Annotated in this window: 28 protein-coding genes and 1 pseudogene; 8 read left to right on the top strand and 21 right to left on the bottom strand. The window is 65.9% G+C overall.

Annotated features, from left to right (window positions below; translation table 11 throughout):
* Positions 1–78 precede the first annotated feature (78 nt).
* Positions 79–807, top strand: coding sequence for an aspartate/glutamate racemase family protein (locus BLS52_RS09625; protein WP_090586305.1), 729 nt, complete (start codon positions 79–81; stop codon positions 805–807).
* A gap of 4 nt (positions 808–811) precedes the next feature.
* Complete coding sequence (locus tag BLS52_RS09630; RefSeq protein WP_090586307.1) at positions 812–1819, top strand: phosphotransferase; 1008 nt, start codon at positions 812–814, stop codon at positions 1817–1819.
* Between the two features lie 2 nt (positions 1820–1821).
* On the opposite strand, the gene BLS52_RS09635 is transcribed toward BLS52_RS09630, so the two are convergent.
* The 9 genes from BLS52_RS09635 to BLS52_RS09675 all read right to left on the bottom strand — a co-directional run bounded on the left by BLS52_RS09635 (position 1822) and on the right by BLS52_RS09675 (position 7199).
* Positions 1822–2277 carry a MarR family winged helix-turn-helix transcriptional regulator gene (locus BLS52_RS09635; protein WP_090586310.1) on the bottom strand — a complete coding sequence of 152 codons (456 nt, stop codon included), beginning with the start codon at positions 2275–2277 and terminating at the stop codon, positions 1822–1824.
* Complete coding sequence (locus tag BLS52_RS09640; protein WP_090586312.1) at positions 2274–2498, bottom strand: hypothetical protein; 225 nt, start codon at positions 2496–2498, stop codon at positions 2274–2276. The genes BLS52_RS09635 and BLS52_RS09640 overlap by 4 nt, the downstream gene beginning before the upstream one ends.
* Before the next feature lie 66 nt (positions 2499–2564).
* Positions 2565–3338, bottom strand: a complete 774-nt coding sequence (locus BLS52_RS09645; RefSeq protein ID WP_090586314.1) for a glycerophosphodiester phosphodiesterase family protein — start codon at positions 3336–3338, stop codon at positions 2565–2567.
* Between the two features lie 6 nt (positions 3339–3344).
* Positions 3345–4151 carry an HAD family hydrolase gene (locus tag BLS52_RS09650; protein ID WP_090586316.1) on the bottom strand — a complete coding sequence of 269 codons (807 nt, stop codon included), beginning with the start codon at positions 4149–4151 and terminating at the stop codon, positions 3345–3347.
* A gap of 66 nt (positions 4152–4217) precedes the next feature.
* Positions 4218–4445 carry a zinc-ribbon domain-containing protein gene (locus BLS52_RS09655; RefSeq protein ID WP_090586318.1) on the bottom strand — a complete coding sequence of 76 codons (228 nt, stop codon included), beginning with the start codon at positions 4443–4445 and terminating at the stop codon, positions 4218–4220.
* A 23-nt stretch (positions 4446–4468) separates the two neighbouring features.
* Positions 4469–4996 carry a YbhB/YbcL family Raf kinase inhibitor-like protein gene (locus BLS52_RS09660; protein ID WP_090586320.1) on the bottom strand — a complete coding sequence of 176 codons (528 nt, stop codon included), beginning with the start codon at positions 4994–4996 and terminating at the stop codon, positions 4469–4471.
* Positions 4993–5922, bottom strand: coding sequence for a carbohydrate kinase family protein (locus BLS52_RS09665; protein ID WP_090586323.1), 930 nt, complete (start codon positions 5920–5922; stop codon positions 4993–4995). Before BLS52_RS09665 ends, BLS52_RS09660 begins: the two co-directional genes overlap by 4 nt.
* A gap of 45 nt (positions 5923–5967) precedes the next feature.
* On the bottom strand, positions 5968–6402 hold the full coding sequence (locus tag BLS52_RS09670; RefSeq protein ID WP_090586324.1) for a PGPGW domain-containing protein: 435 nt from the start codon (positions 6400–6402) through the stop codon (positions 5968–5970).
* A 44-nt stretch (positions 6403–6446) separates the two neighbouring features.
* Complete coding sequence (locus tag BLS52_RS09675) at positions 6447–7199, bottom strand: alpha/beta hydrolase family protein (RefSeq protein ID WP_090586326.1); 753 nt, start codon at positions 7197–7199, stop codon at positions 6447–6449.
* A gap of 178 nt (positions 7200–7377) precedes the next feature.
* Here BLS52_RS09675 and BLS52_RS09680 point away from each other — a divergent pair, with 178 nt between their 5' ends.
* Both BLS52_RS09680 and BLS52_RS09685 read left to right on the top strand, forming a co-directional pair.
* On the top strand, positions 7378–8463 hold the full coding sequence (locus BLS52_RS09680; RefSeq protein WP_090586327.1) for a GTP pyrophosphokinase: 1086 nt from the start codon (positions 7378–7380) through the stop codon (positions 8461–8463).
* Positions 8464–8609: 146 nt separating this feature from the next.
* Positions 8610–10511, top strand: coding sequence for a metallophosphoesterase family protein (locus BLS52_RS09685; protein WP_090586329.1), 1902 nt, complete (start codon positions 8610–8612; stop codon positions 10509–10511).
* An 84-nt stretch (positions 10512–10595) separates the two neighbouring features.
* Here the strand turns inward: BLS52_RS09685 and BLS52_RS18305 are convergent, their stop codons facing one another.
* On the bottom strand, positions 10596–10748 hold the full coding sequence (locus BLS52_RS18305) for a hypothetical protein (protein WP_245702779.1): 153 nt from the start codon (positions 10746–10748) through the stop codon (positions 10596–10598).
* A gap of 294 nt (positions 10749–11042) precedes the next feature.
* Here BLS52_RS18305 and BLS52_RS09690 point away from each other — a divergent pair, with 294 nt between their 5' ends.
* The gene (locus tag BLS52_RS09690; protein ID WP_245702780.1) at positions 11043–11720 is read left to right on the top strand and encodes an LbetaH domain-containing protein; all 678 of its coding nucleotides are present in this window, start codon (positions 11043–11045) and stop codon (positions 11718–11720) included.
* Positions 11721–12191: 471 nt separating this feature from the next.
* Positions 12192–12416: pseudogene (locus BLS52_RS09695) on the top strand ((p)ppGpp synthetase); the annotation flags it as partial.
* Here BLS52_RS09695 and BLS52_RS09700 read toward each other — a convergent pair.
* Together BLS52_RS09700 and BLS52_RS09705 are read right to left on the bottom strand one after the other, a co-directional pair.
* Entirely contained in the window at positions 12391–13116 is a 726-nt protein-coding gene (locus tag BLS52_RS09700) for a phosphonatase-like hydrolase (RefSeq protein WP_090586333.1), read from the bottom strand. The pseudogene BLS52_RS09695 and the gene BLS52_RS09700 sit on opposite strands and share 26 nt — an antisense overlap.
* A 9-nt stretch (positions 13117–13125) precedes the next feature.
* A complete protein-coding gene (locus BLS52_RS09705) occupies positions 13126–13881 on the bottom strand; it encodes a GntR family transcriptional regulator (RefSeq protein WP_245702781.1) in 756 nt (251 codons plus the stop codon).
* 164 nt (positions 13882–14045) lie between these two features.
* On the opposite strand from BLS52_RS09705, the gene BLS52_RS09710 reads away from it, so the two are divergent.
* Complete coding sequence (locus BLS52_RS09710) at positions 14046–15185, top strand: TIGR03364 family FAD-dependent oxidoreductase (protein ID WP_245702782.1); 1140 nt, start codon at positions 14046–14048, stop codon at positions 15183–15185.
* A gap of 37 nt (positions 15186–15222) precedes the next feature.
* Here the strand turns inward: BLS52_RS09710 and phnN are convergent, their stop codons facing one another.
* The 9 genes from phnN to phnG are packed head-to-tail and all read right to left on the bottom strand — an operon-like array spanning position 15223 to position 22377.
* Positions 15223–15783: a phosphonate metabolism protein/1,5-bisphosphokinase (PRPP-forming) PhnN gene (phnN, locus tag BLS52_RS09715; protein ID WP_090586335.1), complete on the bottom strand. Its 561-nt coding sequence runs from the start codon at positions 15781–15783 to the stop codon at positions 15223–15225.
* Positions 15780–16958, bottom strand: a complete 1179-nt coding sequence (locus tag BLS52_RS09720; RefSeq protein ID WP_090586337.1) for an alpha-D-ribose 1-methylphosphonate 5-triphosphate diphosphatase — start codon at positions 16956–16958, stop codon at positions 15780–15782. Before BLS52_RS09720 ends, phnN begins: the two co-directional genes overlap by 4 nt.
* Complete coding sequence (locus tag BLS52_RS09725; RefSeq protein ID WP_090586340.1) at positions 16958–17635, bottom strand: DUF1045 domain-containing protein; 678 nt, start codon at positions 17633–17635, stop codon at positions 16958–16960. Before BLS52_RS09725 ends, BLS52_RS09720 begins: the two co-directional genes overlap by 1 nt.
* Positions 17632–18399 carry a phosphonate C-P lyase system protein PhnL gene (phnL, locus tag BLS52_RS09730; protein ID WP_245702784.1) on the bottom strand — a complete coding sequence of 256 codons (768 nt, stop codon included), beginning with the start codon at positions 18397–18399 and terminating at the stop codon, positions 17632–17634. Before phnL ends, BLS52_RS09725 begins: the two co-directional genes overlap by 4 nt.
* Positions 18400–18403: 4 nt before the next feature.
* Entirely contained in the window at positions 18404–19216 is an 813-nt protein-coding gene (phnK, locus tag BLS52_RS09735) for a phosphonate C-P lyase system protein PhnK (RefSeq protein ID WP_090586341.1), read from the bottom strand.
* A complete protein-coding gene (locus BLS52_RS09740) occupies positions 19213–20094 on the bottom strand; it encodes an alpha-D-ribose 1-methylphosphonate 5-phosphate C-P-lyase PhnJ (RefSeq protein ID WP_090586344.1) in 882 nt (293 codons plus the stop codon). The genes phnK and BLS52_RS09740 overlap by 4 nt, the downstream gene beginning before the upstream one ends.
* The gene (locus tag BLS52_RS09745) at positions 20091–21227 is read right to left on the bottom strand and encodes a carbon-phosphorus lyase complex subunit (protein WP_090586345.1); all 1137 of its coding nucleotides are present in this window, start codon (positions 21225–21227) and stop codon (positions 20091–20093) included. Before BLS52_RS09745 ends, BLS52_RS09740 begins: the two co-directional genes overlap by 4 nt.
* Positions 21227–21892 (bottom strand): phosphonate C-P lyase system protein PhnH, encoded by a 666-nt coding sequence (phnH, locus tag BLS52_RS09750; RefSeq protein WP_090586347.1) that lies wholly within the window; start codon positions 21890–21892, stop codon positions 21227–21229. Before phnH ends, BLS52_RS09745 begins: the two co-directional genes overlap by 1 nt.
* A complete protein-coding gene (phnG, locus tag BLS52_RS09755) occupies positions 21889–22377 on the bottom strand; it encodes a phosphonate C-P lyase system protein PhnG (protein WP_090586350.1) in 489 nt (162 codons plus the stop codon). Before phnG ends, phnH begins: the two co-directional genes overlap by 4 nt.
* A 155-nt stretch (positions 22378–22532) precedes the next feature.
* On the opposite strand from phnG, the gene phnF reads away from it, so the two are divergent.
* Positions 22533–23285 carry a phosphonate metabolism transcriptional regulator PhnF gene (gene phnF / locus BLS52_RS09760; RefSeq protein ID WP_090586353.1) on the top strand — a complete coding sequence of 251 codons (753 nt, stop codon included), beginning with the start codon at positions 22533–22535 and terminating at the stop codon, positions 23283–23285.
* Positions 23286–23313: the final 28 nt, after the last annotated feature.

Raw genomic sequence — 23313 nt, forward strand, 5'->3', positions numbered from 1 at the left:
GCCCACCTTCCCAACCGGGAGGTGGGCCTTTTGCGTGGTGTGGATGGCTTGGAGCCCGAGCCCTGTCATGATGGGGCCATGTTGCGCATCGGCCTGCTCGGCGGCATGAGCTGGGAAAGCACCACTGAGTATTACCGCCGCATCAATGAAATGGTGCGGGACCGCCTCGGCGGTTTTCACTCGGCGGACTGCCTGCTGCGGTCTGTCGATTTTGCGCCCATAGAGGCTTTACAGGCCCAGGGCCACTGGGACGAGGCCGGCGCAGTACTGGCTGCCGCCGCCGTCGAACTTGAAAGCGGCGGAGCCGAGCTTCTCGTGCTCTGCACCAACACCATGCACAAAGTGGCTCCGGCCATTGAGCAGGCCGTGAACATTCCGTTCGTCAACCTCATCGATGCCGCAGCGGAGGCGGTGACCGCCGATGGTACGACGACGGTGGGCCTGTTAGGGACGTCCTTCACCATGGAGCAGGACTTCTACCGGGATGGGCTGGCCGCCCACGGGCTGGAGGTGCTGGTTCCCGGCGCGGAAGACCGCGCGGCAGTTCACCGGATCATCTATGAGGAACTGTGCCTTGGGATCTTCTCGGAGGCATCCCGCAGGGAGTGCCAACGCATCATCGCCGGGCTGGCGTCACGCGGTGCGGAGGGTGTAGTACTCGGCTGCACCGAAATCGAGCTGCTCCTTTCGCAGCACGATGTGGACATCCCGCTCTACCCGACGACGGCGATCCACGCGCAGGCGGCGGTGGACGCAGCGCTTGCAGGGCAATCGGGCACCACACCCGGCAGGACGGTGACACAATAATCGGGTGACCTCGCCCGCCCCCCACCCCTCCGAGCTGTGGAAGAGCGCTGCCTGGCGGTCCCGGGTGGAATCCTGGGTGTCGCAGGTCCTGGCCACCTTCAACATCGAACAGAGGGGTCCGGTGAGCGAGCCCCGGATTCGGTTCTGGTCCGTCCAGCTCACCGTCCCTACCGACCATGGGAAGCTGTGGTTCAAGGAGAACAACCCGGGCCAGTTCCAGGAGGCGTCCATCATCGCGGCGCTGGCCGAAATTGCGCCGGATCACGTGGTCACCCCGCTGGCCATCGAGCCAACCAAGGGTTGGATGATCGCCCCTGACCATGGCGCAACCCTCGCCACCCTGAACTCCACGGACTACGCCCTGTGGTCCCGGGTGCTCACCGATTTCGCGGACCTGCAACAGCAGGCGGCTGCCTATGGGGAGAAACTGAAGGAGGCCGGACTCGCCTCGCTGGATCCGGGTATCGCGGGTAACTTCGTGAGTAACCAGCTCCTCCTGCACACGGGTTTGCCCGAGGAGCACCCGCTGCACCTCGACGCCGGACAGGCGGACCGTATCTACGCCAGTGTCCCGGCGATCGAGGAGGCCGCCGCGCAGCTGTCAGCCCTCGGAGTGCCGCTGTCGCTGGAGCACAATGACCTCCACCCGAACAACGCCTTCATCCCGGGTTCAAGCACGGACCCGCTGCGGTTCTTCGACTTCGGCGACTCCTACTGGGCGCACCCGTTCAGCTCGCTGTACGTTCCGCTCGGCGCCATGATGGAGAGCTGGGAAACCGGGCCCGACGACGCCCGCATCCGGAGAGTGCTCACCGCCTACCTTGAGCAGTGGAGCGGTTACGCACCGCTTCCCCAGCTGAGGGAGGCCCTGGAACCGGCGCTGCAGCTCGGCCGGCTCAACCGGTATGCCTCCTGGCTGCGCCTTCTGATCCACGCCGACGACGACGCAATGCTGGAATACGGTCCGCACGCCCTGAGCTACCTGCAAACAGTTACGGACCCGGTTCTGTAACTTCAGGCCCCCTGGGCAGCGGCGATCACTTCACGCATCATGCGGTTGAGATCCTCCGCCTGCTCGCGGGTCAGGCCAAGCCGGGCCAACATGGTGCCCGGTACGGACAGCGCACGGGTGCGCAGCTCCCGTCCCTCCCCGGTCAGTCCCACGGCAAGGGCACGCTCATTGCCGGCCACACGCTCCCGGGTTACCAGGCCATTCGCTTCAAGCCGCTTGAGCATCGGCGAAAGGGTGGCCGGCTCCATTGCGAGCGCCTCGGCAATTCCCCGAAGCGTCCGCGGGCTGTGTTCCCAAAGCGCCAGCATGACCAGATACTGCGGGTGGGTCAGGTTCAATTCCTCCAGCACCGGCCGGTAGGCGCCGATAACGCTCCGCGATGCCACCGAAAGGGCGAAACACAGTTGCCGCTCCAGGAGCAGGTCCTCGGTAAAAGATTGCTGCGACGTTTGAGTCACGCGTCCCTCCCCGGAATCTCACGCTTCACCAGATACGTGGAACCGTCCGCGTTGCGTACAACGTCCCACTGTTGAAGCTCCTGCTGGCGCTGCTGATGAGCGGCTCCGTCGGCGTACTTGACCGGTCCGTCCAGCCCGCCCTGATCGGCCGGGCCGAAAATCATCCTCAACTTCCCTGTGGCCTGCATGAACCGATGGGACCACGGCTTCTTTTCCGCCATGACACACCTTCCTCGCGAGGGCCCTATCAGCCCACCCACAAGCATAGTGCACGAATAGTTAGCGCACTAAATGATCTGCGGCCACGGACCCCGGTCCCGCATAACCCTCGCGAGAACATCCGCGCGGTCCGAGACCAGTCCGCCCACTCCCTCCGCGAGCAGCTCTTCCATCACCGGCCGCTCGTTGACGGTCCATACGTGGACCGGGATTCCGGCGGCGTTGCAGCGCCGGACAAACCCTCGAGTCACTACCGGGAACCCCCGGAAATGCCTCGGCACCTGAAGGCAGTCCACCCGCGCAAGCCGCGCAACCCACCGGGCAAGGCCAAGCGGTGAGGCGGCTTTCACAATGGCACTCACCGCCATACCCGCGGACGACGCCGTAGGCCGGCTCAGCTGCCTCAGCACCCGCAGGCGCCGCCGGTCGGAAAATGATGCAACCAGTACCCGATCATGTGCGCCGGACTGTTCAATCACCTCAACGATCGGCCGAACCGACGCGTCATCCTTGACGTCGATGTTCAACCGGACATCCGGCCAGCGCTGGAGGACCTCGGCAAGGGTAGGAATCCGCTCGTTCCCGCGAACCCGCACGGCACTCAGTTCCGCCAGGGAATGATCGGCCAGCCGGCCCGTCCCGTTGGTCACCCGCTCCAGGCGCTCATCATGGAAAACCATGACGACGCCGTCCCTTGTGGTGCGCACGTCAATCTCCAGATAGCGGAAACCGAGCCCGATAGCCGCTTCAAGGGCTGGCAGGGTGTTTTCCAGACCCTCCGGTGAAAAGCCGCGGTGCGAGAAGGCGATCGGCCCTTCGGTGGCGAGGTACGGTCCCGGCATGGCGGCTCAGGCCGACTTCAGGGCATCGAGCCGTTTCTCAAGGACCTTCGCGACGCCGTCGTCCTCAAACGCGGGCGCACGGAGGTTTGCAGCCGCGAGGGCGGCCGGGTGACCGGATGACATGGCGTACCCGTAGCCGGCCCAGTCCAGCATCTGGATGTCATTGGGCATGTCGCCGAAAGCGATGACGTCCGTCTGCTCGATTCCGAGCCCTGCCGCATATCGTGCGAGGGTGACCGCCTTGTTGATTCCGGGCACGCTCATTTCCAGGAGCGGGACGCTTGGTGCCGAGTGCGTGGTCGCGACAAGGTGCTCCACGGCGGGAGCCACCCCGTGCAGGAATTCGTCCGGTGTGATGTCCCGCTCCCGCGCCAGGAACTTGATGACGCCGGAACCGTTGAGGGAGTGCCGCAGCGGGCGCGGCTCGGCAGCTCCGAGCAACTCGACCGAACCGGGGTCCGCGAAACCCGGTTCGATGAGGAAGCTGCTCACCGTCTCCGCCGCGAACGTCACGGCAGGGTACAGGTCGCGAATGATGTCCTGGGCTTCAAAGATGCTCTCACCGTCCAGCAAGTGGGATGAAAGCACCTCTTCACGGCCGAGGTCATAGGTCAGCGCTCCGTTGGAGCAGATGACCGTCCCGGTGAATCCGAGGTCGCGCAGCGGCTTCAGCCAGCGCGGTGGGCGTCCGGTCACGAACACCACCTCGATGCCGGCGTCCAGGCAGGCCTCGAACGCACGGACCGTCCGCTCGGAGATCCGGCCATCGTGGCCGACAATCGTGCCGTCCATGTCGCTGGCGACCAAACGCATGCGCAAACTCCTTGACTGGTTAGATATCCAGCCTACCCAAGCGGGCGGAAGGAGGCGCGCGGAGGATCAGGCCAACGCGTTCTTCTCGCTCCGGGACAGCTCACTCGTGATGCCGCAGTAGGCGCACGTCCTCGAGTACCGCCGGCTGGTCGTGAAGACGGGAATGAAGAACACGGTGAACTTCGAGGCGCGTTCGTCAATGCGCTGCGAGGCATTCTGGCCGCAGTTGGGACAGACGGTCTGCCGGCGGAACAGTTCCTTTACCGCCGTCTTGAAGCCAAACAGGATCAACATGACATACCTCCGGCTCCGGGGAACTACTGCTCGTAGGTGCCCACGATACGCGCGCGGCCGATGCTGTGGGAGAAGAGATTGAAGCCGAGGTAGGCGTTGGACGCTTCTGCGGGGATTTCCAGCTTCTCCACATCCACCGCGTGGACAGCCACGTGGTAGTGGTGCGGACCGTGGCCGGCCGGGGGTGCTGCGCCCACAAAACCGGGGAAACCGGCGTCGTTCTTCAACTGCACCGCGCCCTCAGGCAGGCTGGCGCCGTCTTCAGTCCCGGCCCCGGAGGGCAGCGAAGTGGTGTTTACGGGAATGTTGAACACCGCCCAGTGCCAGAACCCGCTCGCGGTGGGCGCGTCCGGATCATAAACCGTAACTGCAAAGCTTCTGGTTTCCTCCGGGAAGCCGCTCCAGCTCAGCTGCGGCGAGATGTCCTGGCCGCCTGCCCCCATGCGCCCCGAGGCGTGCCGGATGTCGAGGGGCTGGTTGTCGGCGATGTCGGAGCTGGTCAGCTCGAAGGACGGAACATCGGGAAGGTCTGCGTAAGGATCGCGGGTCATGCGTACACTCCTTGTGTTCTCAGTTCATTTCGGGTTGGCGGGTTGGCGCCTGCGCGGGACACCGTTACCGCCGCGGCGGTTGAGGCGAACGCCAGGACGCCCTGCATCTGTTCAACGGACAACGCCCGCAACTCATTCCGCCGCTGCCCTCCGTCCAGTTCGCGGTCCACCAGGGCGCTCAGCAGTGCCGCCATGAAGGAGTCGCCGGCACCAACGGTATCGACCACGCGCGCCGCCGTAGCGGGCACCTCGCACTCACCGCGCTCAACCACGGCCCACGGCCCCTTGGAACCCCTGGTCACAACGACGACGGCGGGACCCAGTCCCAGCCACCGGCGCGCGGACTCGCGGTGATCCTGTCCCGGATACAGCCACTCAAGGTCTTCATCCGATGCCTTGACCACATCTGACAGTGCGACGAACTTTTCCGCCTGCTCCCGTGCATAGTCGACGTCCTGGATGATGGTCGGCCGGCAGTTCGGGTCATAGGAGACGGTGGCGGCCGGGCGTACAGAACGGATCGCAGCGAGTACGTCCTGTGCTCCCGGTGCCAGCATCGAGGCGATGGAACCCGTGTGCACCAGGGTGGATCCGTTGAACAGCTCAGCGCGTGAGGCAAGGTCCGGGAGATCCCAGGCGAGCTGGAACGTGTAGTGGGCTCCGCCCACGGGGTCGAGCCGCGCGGATGCCACGCTCGTGGGATGTGCGTCCGGCGGCACCGGGGCCAGGACGGCGTTATCGGAAAGGTGCTGGTGGATCCGGCGCCCGTATTCGTCGTCGCCGAACCGCCCGAGGAACTGCGTCGGGTGTCCGAGCCGGGCGAGGCCAACTGCCACGTTAAGCGGGCTGCCGCCGACGTGGGCGCGCAGTGGCGCGGTATCGCTGAGAACTTCGTCGATAAGGGCTTCGCCGATTACTGTGAGCACTGTCTCAACCTAGCATTCTGCTGCCTGCCGGGCCCGTTGACGACGTTATCGGAAGCGGCGGATGCTGTAGACCAGCAGCACGAGGGCGATGATCGCGGAGAGCACCATGCTCACCCCGGTCCCGAATCCGCCGAACAGCCACCACTTGTCCTCGAGCGGCCACCAGCCGGGCGTCGGCGGCTGAATCATCCAGAGAATCCCGAGCGCCATAATCCAGAAGGCGCCCAGCGCGCTCACGGCTATTCGCGGCCAGGTCTTCACTCCGACTTTGGCTGCACGGTACGCCTGCCGCTTGATGGGGTGCAGTTTACGTTCGGCCCACTCGTACTGCTGTGACAGGACGGCCAGGCCGCCGACCACCATCAGCAGCCCCGGTCCGGGGAGCACCAGCGCCGCAATACCGAGCACCACAAGGGTCCAGCCGAGGATTTCCAGGCCGGTGCGGTGGGCAGCCCGGTGGAGCCGGGATCGTGCGCTCATTGGTGCAGGATCCCACACTTCCCTGAATGCTCCCTAAACACGGGTCAAATCAGGCTTTCGATGGCGGCGACAACCTGGGCCCACGCATCCGTCCCGGGAGTAATCACGGCGAAGTGGTCTCCGGGGACCTGCACAAGCTCCGTCTGGGCGCCCCCTGCCCGGGCAGCGTCAACATAGGACTGCGACTGGCTCAGCGGCACGGTGGTGTCCTCCCGGCCGTGAACCGCGATCACCGGCACAGCAAGCGGGATGACCGTCATGGGATCCGCGAACCGGTACTTCTCTCCATACGCGCCACCGAGAAAGTCCCGGATCGCTCCGTTCCCAAGGCTCTCCGCATGCGCCCGTTCCAGGTTCAGGACCCCGGCCTGACTGACGACGCCGGTCACCGGCACTGCGGGCCGGCCCCCTCCCGGCGCGTCCTCCGGAAGCAGTGAGCGTCCGGCCGCCCAGACCGCCAGGTGCCCGCCGGCGGAGTGGCCAAGCGCCGTCGTCGTACTGATGTCGAATCCGTGTTCCGTCGCCGCGGAGGCGAGCAGGTCGATGCCGGCAGCGACATCGTCGAGCGTCTCGGGAAAGCCGCCGCCGTTGCCGACGCGCCGGTACTCGAGGTTCCAGCAGGCGAAGCCGCGGGAGATCAGATCTTCGGCGAGAGGGGCGCCGAGGTCGAGGGTGTACCGGCTGCGCCAGAACCCGCCGTGAATAAGAACGACGACGGCCCGCGGCTCCCCCGCCGGCAGATACAGGTCGGCAAACTGGCTCGGGTCACTGCCGTAGGTGTAGCGCTGGGGTGCCATGGCTTCCTTGCTGTCGGCGAAACTCGGTGACCCCTCCCCGGGGCTCCTCCGGTTACCGGCACTGCAGCTCACGAGTCCGGCAGCACCCAGCAGTGCCCCGCTGAGAACTGCGCGGCGCGGAAGGCAGGTCACCTTCGACAGCGTAGCCGGTGGGGGTGGCGGGTGTTTAGATGGGTGGGTGAGTGCATGGGATGAGTTGGACGAGCGGCTGCGGCCCGCCGTCGAAGAGAGCGTCCGCGAATATGAGCGTGTGCGGCCTGCACTCGAGGCCGTCACTGCCAACGCGCGGGAGCGGCTCGAGGCCATCTTCACGGGCACGGAACTGCGGCCTCTGTTCGTTACAGCCCGGACCAAGACTCTCGAGTCTTTCCGCGATAAGGCGTCACGGATGCTGGTGGACGGTGACGGTCCACCCAGCCTGGTGTTCCCGGATCCGCTGCGCAACCTGACGGATCTGGTGGGGGTCCGCGTAATCACCACGCTCCCCCATGAGGTGGACATCGCAGCAAACCTCATCAAGCGGCAGCGGCATGAGTTCGATTGCCGCGGGGACCGCGAGAAAGACATCGGCTCCATTGAATCGGGCACCTATGGCTATTCCAGCCGGCACCTGATCCTGCGCACTATCCAGAACGACGCCGTCCGCGCCTACCAGCAGCTGCTTGGCTCCGATTCCGGAAGCTACCTGTTCGAGACACAGATCCGCACTGTCCTGGCCCACGCATGGTCGGAGATTGAGCACGACATCCGGTTCAAGTCCTTCAACCCGAAGGCGTGGAGCCCCTACTTCGACCGCCAGTTCACCGCCACGGCAGCCATGCTGGAGAGCGTCGAGTCAACCTTCGCGGATCTGCACTCCCGCTACCAGAAGGTCACGGGGTTCTGGGATCCGGAGGGCGAGGGCGGCGTCGAACTCACCCCCGACCGCATCCGTGAGGTGTGGCAGACCCTGTTGCCGCACGTGGACCGCAAGTCCGACGACGACTGGCGGTGGGCCGCGGAGCTGCTGGCTGCGCACGGACTGATCACGACGACGGCCCTCGCCTCGCTGCTGCAGGCGGACACCATCACCTCGGTCCGGAAGGCGCTCGATCATCGGTACTCGCCGGGGCCGGACCGTCTCCTCGACGACGTGCTGCTGTGGAACTACGGAGAGCGGCACATCGAGCTCACGGCTGATCCCTCGTCGGAATCCGGGGCGTCACGCCGCGACAGCCTGGTGCGGCGGTTCCGCCAGATCAGGACGTTCCGGTCGCGGAGCTGACCGCACCTTCCGGCCTTGGCCCAAGGGTTTCCCCTGCGCATTCGCCTCGTTACTCCCTGTACACGTCTCATTCACCGTACTCAGGAAGGCTTGGGGCTGCACCCATGTGCGCTAACGGACCCCCAATGCTTTCAAGGATTCACACAATGAACAAGGCTTTCCCTGCCTTTCTTGCCGCGGCCGTACTGGCAACGCCGGCAATCGTGTTCCCGGTCGCCGGCGACTCTCCGTCCAGCCGGGCCAGCGCTGCCGAGACACCGGGCCAGGACGGTTTCCGGGTTCTGCCGTACCTGCAGAACCCCAAAAGCGACGCGATGACAATCAACTGGATCAGCAGCTCTGAGACCCCGGGAAAGCTGACGCTCACCGGCCCGGGGATCGGCAACGGCAAGGGCAAGGGTGCGGGTAACGTCCGTACCCTCACGTCCACTCCCGAGTACCAGCCGCTCCTCGACTACACCGACAAGGAAAAGTCGCAGGTGATCCGCGGCCTCGATCAGGGCTCCTGGCTGATTCAGGGCAGCAACTTCAAGCACTCCCTCACCGTTGAAGGACTCAAGCCCGGCAAGGAGTACACCTACACGGTTGAGCAGGACGGGCAGCGGCACGAGTCCACCTTCACCACGGCACCGGACCAGAATTCCTGGGACCACGTCCGCATCGTTGCGTTCTCGGATTCGGAGACCGAACCGCAGGGCCGCACCGAACATCGGGAATGGGAGCTCAGCCCGGTCAACGGCTATGCGGAGGGCTCGGAGAAGAGGCCGGGCGCCGGTTCCGTCTTCGCGGAGAAGTTCGGCAGCACCACCCGCTACGGGGAGTTCACGCTCCAGTATCCCATGAACCAGGACACCGCAATGAAGCAGAACATGGCAACCATCGAGGAGTCCGACCCGGATCTGATGATGATCGCCGGAGACCTCGTCCAGGGTGCCGGGTATCAGCCCGCCTGGGACGAATTCTTCGGTTACGTTGCCGGGCAGCACGGCGAACTCGCCTCGAGCGTCCCGCTGATCACGGCGCTGGGAAACTGGGAGACCTACGCCGCCATCAACGGCGGCTACGGGACGGCAGCGGACCGCTCCCCCGCCGTGATCTCGCGGAACAAGTACCTCGCCTACTTCGACAACGACGGCGATCCTGCCAATCCGCAGTACAAAGGCTCGTACTACCGGACCGATCACGGACCGGTCACGGTTCTGACCCTCGACTCAACCAACGGCGTCCCGGATGAGGACACCCGCACCGGCACCCTCTCCAACCCGGTCTTCTCCGGCGACGACAGCAACCTGACCGCAGAGAACCTGTCCACCGACACGCAGGGCGAGTTCACCGCTGCGGACTACGACAGCGCCTTCACCAAGGTCTTCCCCGGAACCGGCACCGGCGATTCGGATCTGCCGAACATGAACCCCGGGTCTGCGCAGTGGGAATGGGCACAGAAGCAGCTCGCCGATGCCCGGGCGGAAGGCCGGATTGTCCTCGTACAGTTCCACCACGCGGCGTACTCGAACGGGGTTCACGGCACTCCCCCGAATCACGAATTCGCGGACAACCAATCCGGAACGGCCATGCGCGCGTACTCACCCATGTTCGAGAAGTATGGGGTTGCCGCGGTGATCGCAGGCCATGACGAGATGTTCGAGCGCTCCTTCGTCGACGAGGACGGCGACGGCGCCGGATTCCACTCCTACGACGTCGGCGTTGCCGCGGACGGCCTGCGCGGCGAACAGCTGGTAGAAAACGCCGAGGGCGCCTTTGAACCGCTGCGGTTCAACACCCGTTCCCAGTGGAGTGCGGCTGCGGATCAGCCGGAGCTGTGGGAAACCGGTAGCAACGGCAAGCCGCAGCTTATTGACGGCGGGCTGCACTACGGACACCTGCAGATCGATGTCAACCGGAAGGGCGCGGGAGCGGAAATCACCCTCAGTCCGGTCTACGTCTTCCCGGTGCTGGATGAGGACTACAACCTGGTCAAGACCGAGCGCCGGGTCTACGACGACGTCGTGACCCTGCAGGTTGATGCAGACGGCACCGTAGCGGGCTGACCGACCATCCACCTCGTTGCCGGAAGCAGGACCGCCCCTTCAGGTGGCGGTCCTGCTTCCTTTATGGGCCGGAGAATCACCCCGTTACAGCTTGTCCAGCAGGGCCGGGACATCGGCAACGCTGTCGAGGATGTGGTGATGCGGGTGGGCTTCCAGCTCGGAGCGGGTGAGCTTGCCTGTCAGCACACCGACGGTGACCACTCCGGCGTCAGGATTGATGCGATTCGACACCGTCATCAAACCCCGGGGAGAGGCCCCGCACCGCTTAACACGCGGCAGGAACAGTTGAGGAAGTGGGCAGATCTCATGGCCACCGGTGGGCAGTTCCACTGGCAGTCAGTGGGCACTTTCGTGGCCGCCTATGGGCAGTTTTCATGGCCGCTAACAGCTGGGACAGACCACTAGCTGGAAGCTCCTCATCCTGCAGCGAACGACCCAGTGCACGCGGTCTACGACACTGCCGGTGAAAGGTTCATTCTTCGTTCACTCAATGCAGTCGGTCTGGTTTCACAGCAACTCTAGGCTTCAACCATGGAAAAGGTGCGGGTGATGGCGGCGGGCGATGCCGTGGGTCTCGAAGCTGCTGCCTCGCCGGGCGCCCACCTGCCGGAGGCGGGGACCGTGTATGAGGGGTCCACCGTGGTCGACAGCGTGCTTGGCCGGTACACGGAGGTTGGGCAGGGTTCGCGCCTGGCCGACGTCGACTTTGGCGACTACAGCTACTGCGACCGGTACTGCGACTTCGCGAACACGACCGTTGGACGGTTCTCCAACATCGCCAGCTTCGTCCGGATCGGGGCGACCGACCACCCGCTTGACCGTGCGAGCCTGCACCATTTCATGTACCGGTCCGCGAAGTACTGGCCCGACGCAGCGGACGATGCCGGCTGGTTCGCGGAGCGCCGCTCCCGCCGGACGACGATCGGGCACGACACATGGATCGGCCACGGCGCTCAGGTGAAGCCCGACGTGGCCGTCAGCAACGGCGCGGTTATCGCTTCGGGCGCGATCGTCACGAAGGAGGTGCCACCGTACGCAATCGTCGCGGGCGTGCCAGCCCGTGTGATCCGGTTCAGGCAGCCACCCGAAATCGTCGAGCGGCTCGAACGGCTCGCCTGGTGGGACTGGGACCACGACATGCTGCGTGACCGGCTCGACCACTTCCGATCGCTCAGTATCGTCGCATTCCTGGACCGGTACGAGCCGTGAGCACTCCCTCGCGGACCTAACCCGAGCATGTCGCTGGCAAAGTCGAGCTCCGCAGTTGTGTGCGGTAACCATCGAGGCGCGGACGGGGAGCCGTGCTGCCTGAGCGGTTGGAGTCAGCGTAGGGTCCAGTACTGGTTGCCGGTCCGCATCGACGTACGGCGGTGGGATGAACCAGGGGAGCCGGTCCTTGATCTGCGTCATCGGATTGACATGACCGAAATGCACGCCCGCAACCCCACGGCACGCACGACCGCCTGAGCCGAGAACAGCAGCTCATCCATCTGTGGACGGCTTTGAGTTTAATCCTTCGGGCTCCACCCGTCCACAGGTGCATGGCCTGCAACGTTTCTGGAGCTGCTAAAGTGCTCCGGGCGGCCGGTTAACGTCTAATTTTGGTTCACACAAACGCAGTTCTTATAGACCTTGTTGGTAGCGCTCCTGGACATCATTGTGCGCGGGGTCGGGGCAGCTCTGGCATCACTGCTGAAGGCTGACACGGTCACGTCCGTGCGTCGCACCCTGGACCACCGCTATTCACCGGGGCCGGACCGTCTGCTGGATGACGTCCTCCTGTGGAACTACGGCGAACGGCATATCGAGCTGACGGCTGATCCGTCCTCAGAGTCCGGTGCCTCCCGCCGCGACAGTCTGTTGCGGCGGTTCCGCCAGATCAAGACATTCCGCGCCCGTACGTAGGGCCCTGTAGTGCGGGCGAGGTCAGCGTGAACTGGGCCTCGAGCAGCGCCGGCACGTTGGCCACACTCTCGAGGATGTGGTGATGCGGGTGGCTTTCCAGCTCGGAGCGGGTGAGCTTGCCTGTCAGCACACCGACGGTGACCACTCCGGCGTTGGTGGCCGCCCACAGGTCATTGACGGTATCGCCCGCGGCCAGCACCTCCGTCACTGACAACACTCCTGTCAGCTCCATTGCACGGTGGATCATGAAAGGCGCCGGCCGGCCCAGAGCGACCTCATCCGAGCACACCACCGCGTCAATGAAGGGGACATCCTGCCACCCCAGTCCCTTCAGCAACGGTTCCGCCACATCGCGTGAAAATCCGGTAGTCAGCGCCACCTTCACCCCGCGGACTGTGAGCTCGCAGAGTGCGTCCTCCACCCCGGGCAGCGCAACCGGCGGATTTTCGGCATACAGCGAGGCGAGAATTTCGCGGAACCGGTTGAACGCCGCGTCGACGGTTTCTGGAGCAGCTGAGCCGCTGCCCCGGACGAGCAGCGCGGCGATCGCTTCACGCTTGTCGGCCCCCATCCACTGCTGGACGGCCTGCGGCGTCGTGGGAACGCCGGCCTCCTCAACGCACCGGCTGAGGGCGGCGTAGACGTCCCCGTGTTCATCAATTGTGGTTCCGGCCATGTCAAAGGCAACGAGCTTGATCACTGTGAATCCCTAGGCAGTATGGACCCGGACCAGACCGGCCCGGTGCTGGACATTGTTTTCGATGGTGAAGTTCGTGAGTGTCGGCAGGTACCGGTCGTCCGAGTACTCCAGCGGAGAGCCGGTGCTTGAACTGGTCACCCGGCGCTCGCGCAGCAGCGGGGTGCCGACCGGCTGTCCCAGCAGAGCTGCGTCCTGTTCACCGGCGGCAACCGCATCGATCGTGTGCCGGGCACTGAAGAGATCGGCGCCCTGCTCCAAAAGGAAGGCGAAGATGGAACCGCTATCGGTATCGAAGTCGAAGAGCCGGTTACCGAGCGGCAGGACAAAAGACGTGCGCTCAATCATCGCCGGGACGCCGTCGAGCAAACGCAGCCGAAGAAGCTCCACCACCGGCTCACCGTGGGGCAGGCAGAGGTACGACGCCGCTTCCTCCGACGCGGTCCGGCGCGCGATCTCCTGTGTCCGCTGACCGGGCACCTTGCCGACGCTGAGCGCCCACTCTGTGAAGGACAGGAAGGTGGAAAATGACTGGGACTGGACCTGGCCGCACACCCTGGGGGGCCGGCCCCTGCCGCCGGTCAACACGCCTTCTGCGCGCAGTGCGGCGAGCGCCTGCCGCACCGGTCCGCGGGAGGTGCCAAACTCCCGGCAGAGCTCCGCTTCACTTGGCAGTTGGGAGCCCGGAGCCCAGATTCCCTGGGCGATCCGGTTCCGGAATTCCTCGCTGAGGCGCTCATGAATCGGGAGTTTGAGGATGGTTTCCACAAGTTGAGTATACAAGACGACGGTGATACGCCTGACCCTTTGGTCTGTCATCACGGTAAACCGCAGATGAATGTCTACGATGTGGGCCACATTTAGGTGAACTTGTATGAACAAGTGGCGTTTCAGCTTGAAGCCGGTGGTGGCAGCACTGCAGTATCGAGAGCGTGAACCTCGAATCCTTCCCTGACCGGCCCGCCGACGTCGTCATTGTCGGAGCGGGCATCCTGGGCCTCGCCCATGCTGCACTGGCCGCTGATCGCGGACTGTCCGTCACCGTCATCGAGCGCGACGAGCGTGCCGTCGGTGCCTCCATCCGGAACTTCGGGCACTGCTGTGTCACTGCACAGAGCGGTGAACTGTACGGCCTCGCGCAGGCCGCTCGGCGGCACTGGCTGGATTACGCGCAGCGTGCCGGTTTCTGGGCGGCTGAGTCCGGTGCGCTGGTGGTCGCACGCAGCGGTATCGAGCTTCAGGTGCTCAAGGAACTCGCAAGCGCCCGCGAAGCCGGACAGGTAACACTGCTCGATGCACACCAGGTCACCTCACGGTTGCGGTCCACCCACGGCACTCCCGATCCGGATATCCAGGGCGGTGCCCTGCTGCGCGATGACCTCCGGGTAGACCCGCGGACCACCGTGGCCGCACTGGCCGCGTGGCTCCAGCAGCAGGGGGTCCGCTTTCTGTGGAAGACCAGTGCGCTGAGTTTCGACGACGGCGTGGTGCACACCAGCCGCGGGCCCGTTTACGGCGGACGGACGATCGTATGCGTCGGGCACGACGTCGATTACCTGTTCCCGGCGGCCGCCGCCGAGCACGTGATCCGGCGCTGCACCCTGCAGATGTCCCGCGCGGCGCGGCCTGCGGGCCTGGACCTGGAGCCGGCAGTCCTCACCGCGACGTCGATGCTGCGCTATGACGCTTTCACCGACATGCCGTCCAGCGATGCCCTGCGCGCCTCGGTGGACCAGGACCTGCTCGACATCGGGGCGAACGTCATGTTCACCCAGCGCCCCGACGGCACGCTGATCCTCGGTGACTCACACGCCTACCAGCACACCGCGGCGCCGTTCCTCGCGGAGAGGACCACGCACACGCTGAACGTTGAGATCAGCGGCATTCTGGGCACGCCGCTGGAGGTGGTTGAGCGCTGGCAGGGGATCTACGCCTCCAGCCCGAACGGCGCGCTGTTCGTTAAGGAAGTGGCGCCGGGAGTCACCGCCGTCTCCGTGACGTCCGGGGTGGGCATGACGGTCTCCTTCGGGCTCGCCGAACGCACGCTCGACACGCTCTTTCCTGCCGGCTGACGGCCCCGGCAACCACCCGGCTACAGGCGATACCGGCTTACGGGGCCTTCAAGTCTCCATGCACCCGGGCGAGGAACCCGGCCAGCGCCTCTCCTGCCTGCTCGAGTGTTCCGTCATTGACGATCTCGAGGTCTGCCGGATGGTCCGGTGCGGGATCGGGCCGGGCCACACGGGCGGCGGCGCCCGCTGCATCCTCGCGGCCCCGCGCAATGATCCGGGCCCGCCGGACCTCATCCGATACCGTGACCCGTACCACCCACACCTTCGCAAACAGGCCCGGCAGGCGGGTGAGCACCTCTCGCGAAACGTTGGCGACCACCACCTCGCCGGCGGCGACGGCGTCGGACACCGCGGAGGGAAGACCGTACGCGAGCCCGTGTGCCCGCCATGTCAGCGCGAAGTCGCCCCGGGCCTCGGCGGACGCGAAGTCCGCTTCGCTCACCGGATGGTGGTCCTCACCGCCGCCTGCAGGGCGGGTGATCCGGCGCCGGGGGAAAACCACCCCGCCGTGACCTTCCAGCGCGGCGCGGGCCCACTCAATGACCGAGTCCTTCCCCGATCCGCTGGGCCCGACGACGGCGACGAAACCGCCGCTCACGCCACCCGCCTGCCCTCACGCCACACTCCGCGCACGATGGGTACCGGTGATCCCAGCGGGTGCTGCTCGGAGGATGCCCCTTCATAAGAGTGGACGCGCAGGACGTCGGCACGTTTGCCGACTGCGATCACGCCCCGGTCATCAAGCCCGACGGCGCGGGCCGGATTGGCGCTGACCAGTGCGGCACCCTGCGGCAGGGTGATGTCCCCGCGTCCGAAAAGCAGGAACACCGCCTGGATGGGGCTGGCGGGAACGTAATCGCTCGACAAGATGTCCAGCAGCCCGAGGCTCAGCAGTTCACCTGCGGAGACGTTGCCCGAGTGCGACCCGCCGCGCACGATGTTCGGTGCGCCCATCACAATGAGCTGTCCGGCGGCCCGGGCGGCACGGGCCGCCTCAAGCGTCGTCGGGAATTCCGAAATCATGACGCCGGCCTCGACGGACTCATCGACGTGGGCCTGGGTAGCGTCGTCGTGCGCGGCGATCATGATTCCGCGCTGCGCGGCACGCTTGGCCATCAGTTTCCGGTTCTCCACCGAGTACTGGGAGGAGAGCACATGCAGTTCAGCGACATGCTGCTCGAACTGGACGTTGCTCATGTTGTGCTTGCCCACCATGTAGGTGCGGAACGCCTCGACGTTGGCGTACTGGCGCTGCCCCGGCGTGTGGTCCATCAGGGACACCATGCGCACGCGCTGGTGCCCGCCCACCTCGTCGAACACGTCGACGACGTCGGCGGTGGCGACCTCGCAGCGCAGGTGGACATAGTGGTCGGCGCGCAACAGGCCGGAGTCGGCGGCGTGGACCACCGCGTTGACCAGGGTGCGCGCGTTGCCGGCCAGCCGGTTCTCCCCCGGGCCGCTGCCGATCCGCATGGCATCCAGCACTGTCGTCATACCGGAGGCGGCCATCTGCGCGTCGTGCGCGATCACGGCGGGAATCGGGTCCCAGAACCGCTTGGGCCGCGGCTGGTAGTGTGCTTCGACCTGATCGGTGTGCAGCTCAACCAGGCCCGGCATGAGGTAGTCGGCGCCCAGGTCCTCGACCGTCGCGCCGTCGGCCGGTAAGTACGGATCATCGGAAATGTGGACGATGGCACCGTTTTCAATGCGCACTGAACCGTGCAGGACCTGATCCTCAAGGACCATGTGGGCATTATGCAGGACGAGGAACATCAGGCAGTCTCCAGGCTCGGTGAGGGGACGAAGGGGTGGACGGAAAGGATCCGGAAGGCGGCGCCGGGTTCCGGCTCGACGCTGATCACGATTGACGTGACCGGCACGTCCGCACCGGCAACCTCGGCGAAGTGCTCGCCGAGTGCGGCGTCGATCTCCGGCGCCCGCTCGGCGGGCACGTTGTCAGTGAGCGTGAGGTGGAAGCGGAACTCGTCGAGCACGTACGGGTAGCCCCACCGTTCCAGCAGCTCACGCTGGCGCTGGGTGAGCCGCTCCGGACGACGACGGCGGATGTCCGCTTCTCCGAGCGGGGCACGGAACTCCTCGAACCGGCGCACGACGTCGGCGGCCAGGCTGTCCAGCCCCGGATCCTCCCCGTAGGGCAGCAGCGCGCGGAAGCCCCCGATTGCCGCAGCACGGATCCTGGGGATCATCACCGGGTTCCGCGCGGCAGCGAAATCGTCCGCAGCCTGGCGGAGCTCCGCTTCCGTGCGGCCCGCAGCGAGGCGGAACGGTGCCTTGAGCGTCGCATGGAACCCGTAGCGGCGGGCATCCACCGTAAGGTCCTGCACGTCGTCGCGGGTATACCAGGCGTCAACAGCCCGGGCCAGGCGGACCGCTTCGGGGGCATCGCCGTCACCCGCTCCGGGTACCGCGTACACGGCGTAACGGCTCATGCGAGGCTCCCCTGCCGTGCCGCCGTGAAGGAGTGCACGTCGACGGTGGCGTCGGCGACGGCTTCGCGGACGTCGGCGTCGTGGAAGATCCCCAGCATCCCCACGCCTTCGGCAAGGCGTTCGCGGATCAGTTCGATCACCACGCCGCGGTTCCGTGCATCGAGTGAGGCCGTGGGCTCGTCGAGCAGCAGCAGCGGCCGTTCAGTCACGAAGCCGCGGGCGATGTTCACCCGCTGCTGCTCGCCACCGGAGAACGTGGCGGGGGGCAAGGCCCACAGCCGCTCGGGGATGCTCAGGCGGGCGAGCATGACGCCGGCACGCTCGCGGGCTTCCTCCCTGTCGGCTCCGCGTTCGACCAGTGGTTCGGCGACGACGTCGAGCGCCGGCACGCGGGGAACGGCGCGCAGGAACTGGCTCACGTACCCCACCGTGGAACGTCGGGCGGCCAGGACTTCCCGCGGCTGCGCCGTGACGAGATCAAGGACACCGCCCTGGTGGCTGAGCAGGATCCGGCCGGAGTCTGCACCGTAGTTTCCGTACACCATCTTCATCACGGTGCTCTTGCCGGACCCGGACTCACCGCCCAGTACCACGCAGCGGCCGCGCGGGACGTCGAATGTCAGCCCGCTGAGCACCGGGAGCCGCTGCGATTGCTGCAAGTGCAGGGTGAACGTCTTCCGGACGTCCTGCACCGAGAGCATTGTGTCCGGGGGCATGCCGGTGCCCATGTCGTGGGTCAGGTCATGCGTCATGTCGTAGGTCATGTGATCAGCCCTGGAGGATCGAGGAAACGAGCAGTTGCGTGTAGGCGGCCTGCGGGTCGTCGAGAACACGGTCGGTCAGTCCGGATTCGATGACGGCGCCGTCCTTCATCACCAGAGTGCGGTGCGAGATGAGCCGGGCGACGGCGAGGTCATGGGTCACAATGACGACGGCGAGCCCGAGTTCGGCGACTAGGGAGCGGATCAGGTCCAGCAGTCGCGCCTGTACAGAAACGTCCAGGCCGCTGGTCGGCTCATCCATGAAGACCAGGCGCGGTTCAAAGACAAGGTTGCGCGCAATCTGCACCCGCTGGCGCATGCCGCCCGAGAAGGTGGCCGGGGTGTCGTCGATGCGCTCGGCCGGGATTTCCACCCGCCGCAACCACTCCTCGGCTTTGGCCCGAATCTGCCCGTAGTGGCGCCATCCGTTGGCCATGAGCGGTTCGCCGACGTTGCCGCCTGCGCTGACATGCATACGCAGTCCTTCGGCGGCGTTCTGGTGCACGAAGCCCCAGTCGGTGCGCCACAGCCGCCGCACTTCCCGCTCGCTCAGGGTTGACAGTTCGAGCAGCTCCTCGGCTGAGCCCTCCCGGCCGCCGGATCCGTCGGCGCGGGCCGTGCGGTACCGGATGGATCCTTCGTCGACACGCAGCCGCTGGGACAGGATGCCCAGCAGGGTTGACTTGCCGGAACCGGATTCACCCACGACGGCAAGTACCTCGCCGGGCCACAGGTCGAAGCTCACATTGCGGCAGCCGAAGCGGTCTCCGTAGCGGTGACCGGCATCTGTCACACTCAGCAGGGGCCTGTCGTCGTTCATGCGGTTACCTCTTTGGTATCGGTGCTCTGCTGTTCGGTGCGCTGTTGTGCGGTGCGTTCGCAGTAATCGGTGTCGGAGCAGGCAAACATGGCACCGCCCCGGTCGTCGATGATGATTTCATCGAGGTACACACCGGTGGATCCGCAGATCTCGCAGGGCCGGTCGAAGCGCTGGGGTTCGAAGGGGTAGTCCTCGAATCCCAGGCTCTCCACGTCGGTGTACGGCGGGATCGCATAAATGCGCTTCTCGCGACCGGCGCCGAACAGCTGCAGTGCCGGGCTCTGGTGCATCTTCGGGTTGTCGAAGCTCGGAGTCGGCGAGGGCGCCATCACATAGCGGCCGTTCACCAGCACCGGGTAGTCGTACGTCCTGGCGATGTGGCCGTATTTGGCGATGTCCTCATAGAGCTTGACGTACATCAGGCCGTATTCCTCGAGGGCGTGGAGCCGACGGGTCTCGGTTTCGCGGGGTTCGAGCATGCGCAGGGGTTCGGGGATCGGCACCTGGTAAACGAGGATCTGGTTCTCCACGAGCGGTGTCTCGGGAATCCGGTGCCGGGTCTGGATGATCGTCGCCTGGTCGGTGCGGGTTGTGCTCGCGGCCCCAGCGACTTTTTCGAAGAAGGCCCGGATCGAGACAGCGTTGGTGGTGTCGTCGGCACCCTGGTCGATCACTTTCAGGGTGTCCTCCGGGCCGATCACGGAGGCTGTCACCTGCACGCCCCCGGTACCCCAGCCACGCGGCATCGGGACTTCACGCGAGGCGAACGGCACCTGGAAGCCCGGGATGGCTACGCCTTTCAGCAGTGCCCGGCGGACAACCCGCTTGGTCTGCTCGTCGAGGTAGCCCTCGTTGTAGACAATGCGGGGGGCGCTCATGCGTTCTCCTCAAGCCTGTTGGTGTCCTCACGTGTGCTGTCATGCGCTGCGGATTCCCGGGTAGCCTGCCGCTCCTGGAATTCGCGCCGGAGTTTGCGGATCAGCACCAGCTCAGCCTGGAAATCGACATAGTGCGGCAGCTTGAGGTGCTCCACGAAGCCAGTGGCCTGGACATTGTCGGAGTGAGCGATCACGAATTCCTCGTCCTGGGCCGGTGAGACGCTGCGCTCACCGAATTCGTCGCGCCGCAGCGCCCGGTCCACCAGGGACATCGACATGGCCTTGCGCTCCGCCCGGCCGAACACCAGGCCGTACCCGCGGGTGAACTGCGGCGCCACGTCGGCACTGCCGACGAACTGGTTGACCATCTCGCACTCGGTCACCTCGATACGTCCGATCGGCATGGCGTGCCCGATCTCCGGAACCTCGAACTCCACCTCGACCTCACCGACCCGAACCTCGCCGACGAACGGGTGGTTGTTGCCGAAGCCGCGCTGCGTGGAGTAGCCCAGCGAGAGCAGGAATCCTTCGTCGCCCCGGCTGAGCGCCTGGAGCCGCTCCGCCCGGGTCATCGGGAAGACGGTCGGTTCGCGGGTAAGGTCGCCCGGGTCAGGGTCGGTCCATCCCTCGGCAGGCCGGTCGCTCTCGATCAGGGCGTCGACGCCGAGCAGGGCAGCCACGCGCGGCATCGGCTCGTCCACCGGCACATCCGGGGGCGGGACGTCCGTGGTTTCGAGTTCGTCCACGAGCAGGCGGTGCGTGTAGTCAAAGGTCGCGCCGAGCTGCTGGCCCCCGGGTATGTCCTTGAAGGTTGCCGACACCCGGCGTTCTGAAGGCAGGCCCGCGGTATCGACGGCAGGGGTGATCCCGAAACGCGGGAGCGTGGTGCGGTAGGAGCGCAGCAGGGTGACCGCTTCAAGCACGTCCCCCTGGGCCTGCAGAAGCGCCTTGGCCGCCAGGTCCGGGTCATAGAGCGAGCCTTCAGCCATGACCCGTGAGACCAGGACACCCATCTGGTCGCGCACTTGCTCGTACCCGATCCGGGGGGAATCGGCGGTGCCGCGGCCCCGTTTGGCGAGCAGCGCATGCGCGTTGGCGATCGCCTTTTCGCCTCCCTTGACGGCAACATACATCAGCTGTTCCTCTTCTCGTCTGCGTCCGGGTTAGTGCCGGTTGTGTCTGCGCCGGTTGTATCGGCACTGATCAGCGCCGTGGTGCGGGGCAGGCCCCGCACGGTGCTCCCGGCTGCCACGATTACGTCCACTCCACGGGGGAAGAGCGCGCGGTTCTCCTGCCACTGCAGAAGAAACCCCGCGGGCAGCCCTGCTCCGTCCCATTCAGCGGTGTCCCGGATGCCGGGGCCGCTCGCCGTGAGCGTGGTTCCGCCCCGGGTTTCCTGGGCATCCAGGATGAGCGTCGCCGAGCGGTGCGGTTCTTCGTCACTACCCTGCCCAAGCTCGGCCAGGCGCGGCGCGTTTGCGGGCGAGGCGACGACAAACAGCGCCTCCCCGACATGGTCAACGAACCGCGCACCCGTATGGAAGGAAATCCAGGGGACGACGTCGCCGCTCGCCCGGAGCGCCGGGTCCAGCCAGACCGGTGTCTGGTCATCGCACAGCGCCAGAACGATCGCTCCGGCGGCGGCCCCAAGCGGGGCCGGCGGGTGGATTTCCACGTCGATCCGCTGCGGTGCAGTGGGGCCGGCGAGCGCCTTCAGCACTGCACGGAACACTTTCTGCGCATCGCGTACCGGCTGGGCAAAGCCGGGCCTATGGTTCTCGGTGGTCGGCGTGCTCATTCGTGCTCCCTTGAGACAGTAAAGAAATCGACGACGGTGCTTCGCGCATCGGAGTGGGCGGCGGCGTCGCGCTCCGCCTGACGGCGCTCAAGCGGCTCGATCACCTCGGCAAGCACGCGGTCGTGCTGCGCGGGAACTGCGAGCAGGGCATCGAAGACGGCGGCGAGGCCGGCGTGGCCGGGATGGCTGCCCAGAATGTAGGAGGTGCCGCTGGCGCCGTCGTCGAGCCCGCAACCGTGAAGCATCACGGTGGCCCGCGTGACGGTTGCCTCGCCAAGGTTGAAGCGGTCCCCCGTGCCGCCGATCCGGCCCTGCACCATGACCAGGCCGGCTTCGGGGCCGCGCAGGTACGTGACCTCGGGCCGGTTCTCCCACGCGTCCCACAATTCGGCCAGCTCGTCGTGTGAGGCGCCGGCGAGTGCCCGCGCTGCGCGGCGGCGCTCGTAGATCGCGCGCTTATTCAACGGTCTGCCCTGCTCGCTCACGTTTCGTTCTCCTCCACACCCGAACCCCCTCCAAAGTTGTCTATTTTTCTAGACAACTTGTAGCGTAACAGCGTATGGTCCAATGGAAAGGACTACAGACCGACGCCGAGGTCACCACTGAATGAACTTCCGGTGAACCACCCAGGAGGAACCGCATGACGGATCGCCTGCCCGGCACACGGGTGAGTAACGGATACTCCGCGTGGCGCCTGATCGCCGAGGAATTGCGGGTTGAGATCGGCGACGGCAGGCTCTCACCGGGTGACCGCATCCCCACGGGAAAAACCCTGGCCGAGCGCTTCAAGGTGAACCGGCACACTGCGCGCCAGGCCATCGCAGCCCTCGCGGAAGAACGGCTTGTCGAGTCGCGGCGCGGCAGCGGAACCTTTGTGCTTGGCGATGCGGTCCGCGTACACCGGATCGGGCTGCGCACCCGCCTCTCCAACAGTCTTCATGAACAGCCGAGTGCATCAGCGACCGGCCGTGTACTGCACAGCGAGCTCGAGAATCCTCCGGCGGACATCGCCGAGCGGCTCAGGATTAACGGCGGGAAGGCGGTCCGGGTCGAGACCTCACGCTTCACCGGCGGGCAGGCGATCTCTGTCGGCACTCACTGGTTCGACGCGGAGCGCGTACCGGGCATCGCCGCTGACATAGAGCGCACCGGCTCTGTCACCGCCGCGCTCGCCGCCAGCGGGATCAAGGACTACGTGCGGACCTCCACCTCCGTGGGGGCCAGGCACGCTACGGCGCTGGAAGCTTCCCTGCTCTCGCTCGGTCCCGGCGCGATTGTGCTGGTGACCGAGGCGCTCGACAGCCTGCCCGACGGCACCCCGCTGCAGTACCTCGTCTCGCGCTTCGCAGCCCAGCGCGTGCGTCTCGACATTGAGCATCCGCGAATCGACTGACCTGGTCAGAACGTATCTCCGGAACCGG

It is taken from the genome of Arthrobacter subterraneus, assembly GCF_900099735.1.
Taxonomy (GTDB): Bacteria; Actinomycetota; Actinomycetes; order Actinomycetales; family Micrococcaceae; genus Arthrobacter_D; species Arthrobacter_D subterraneus.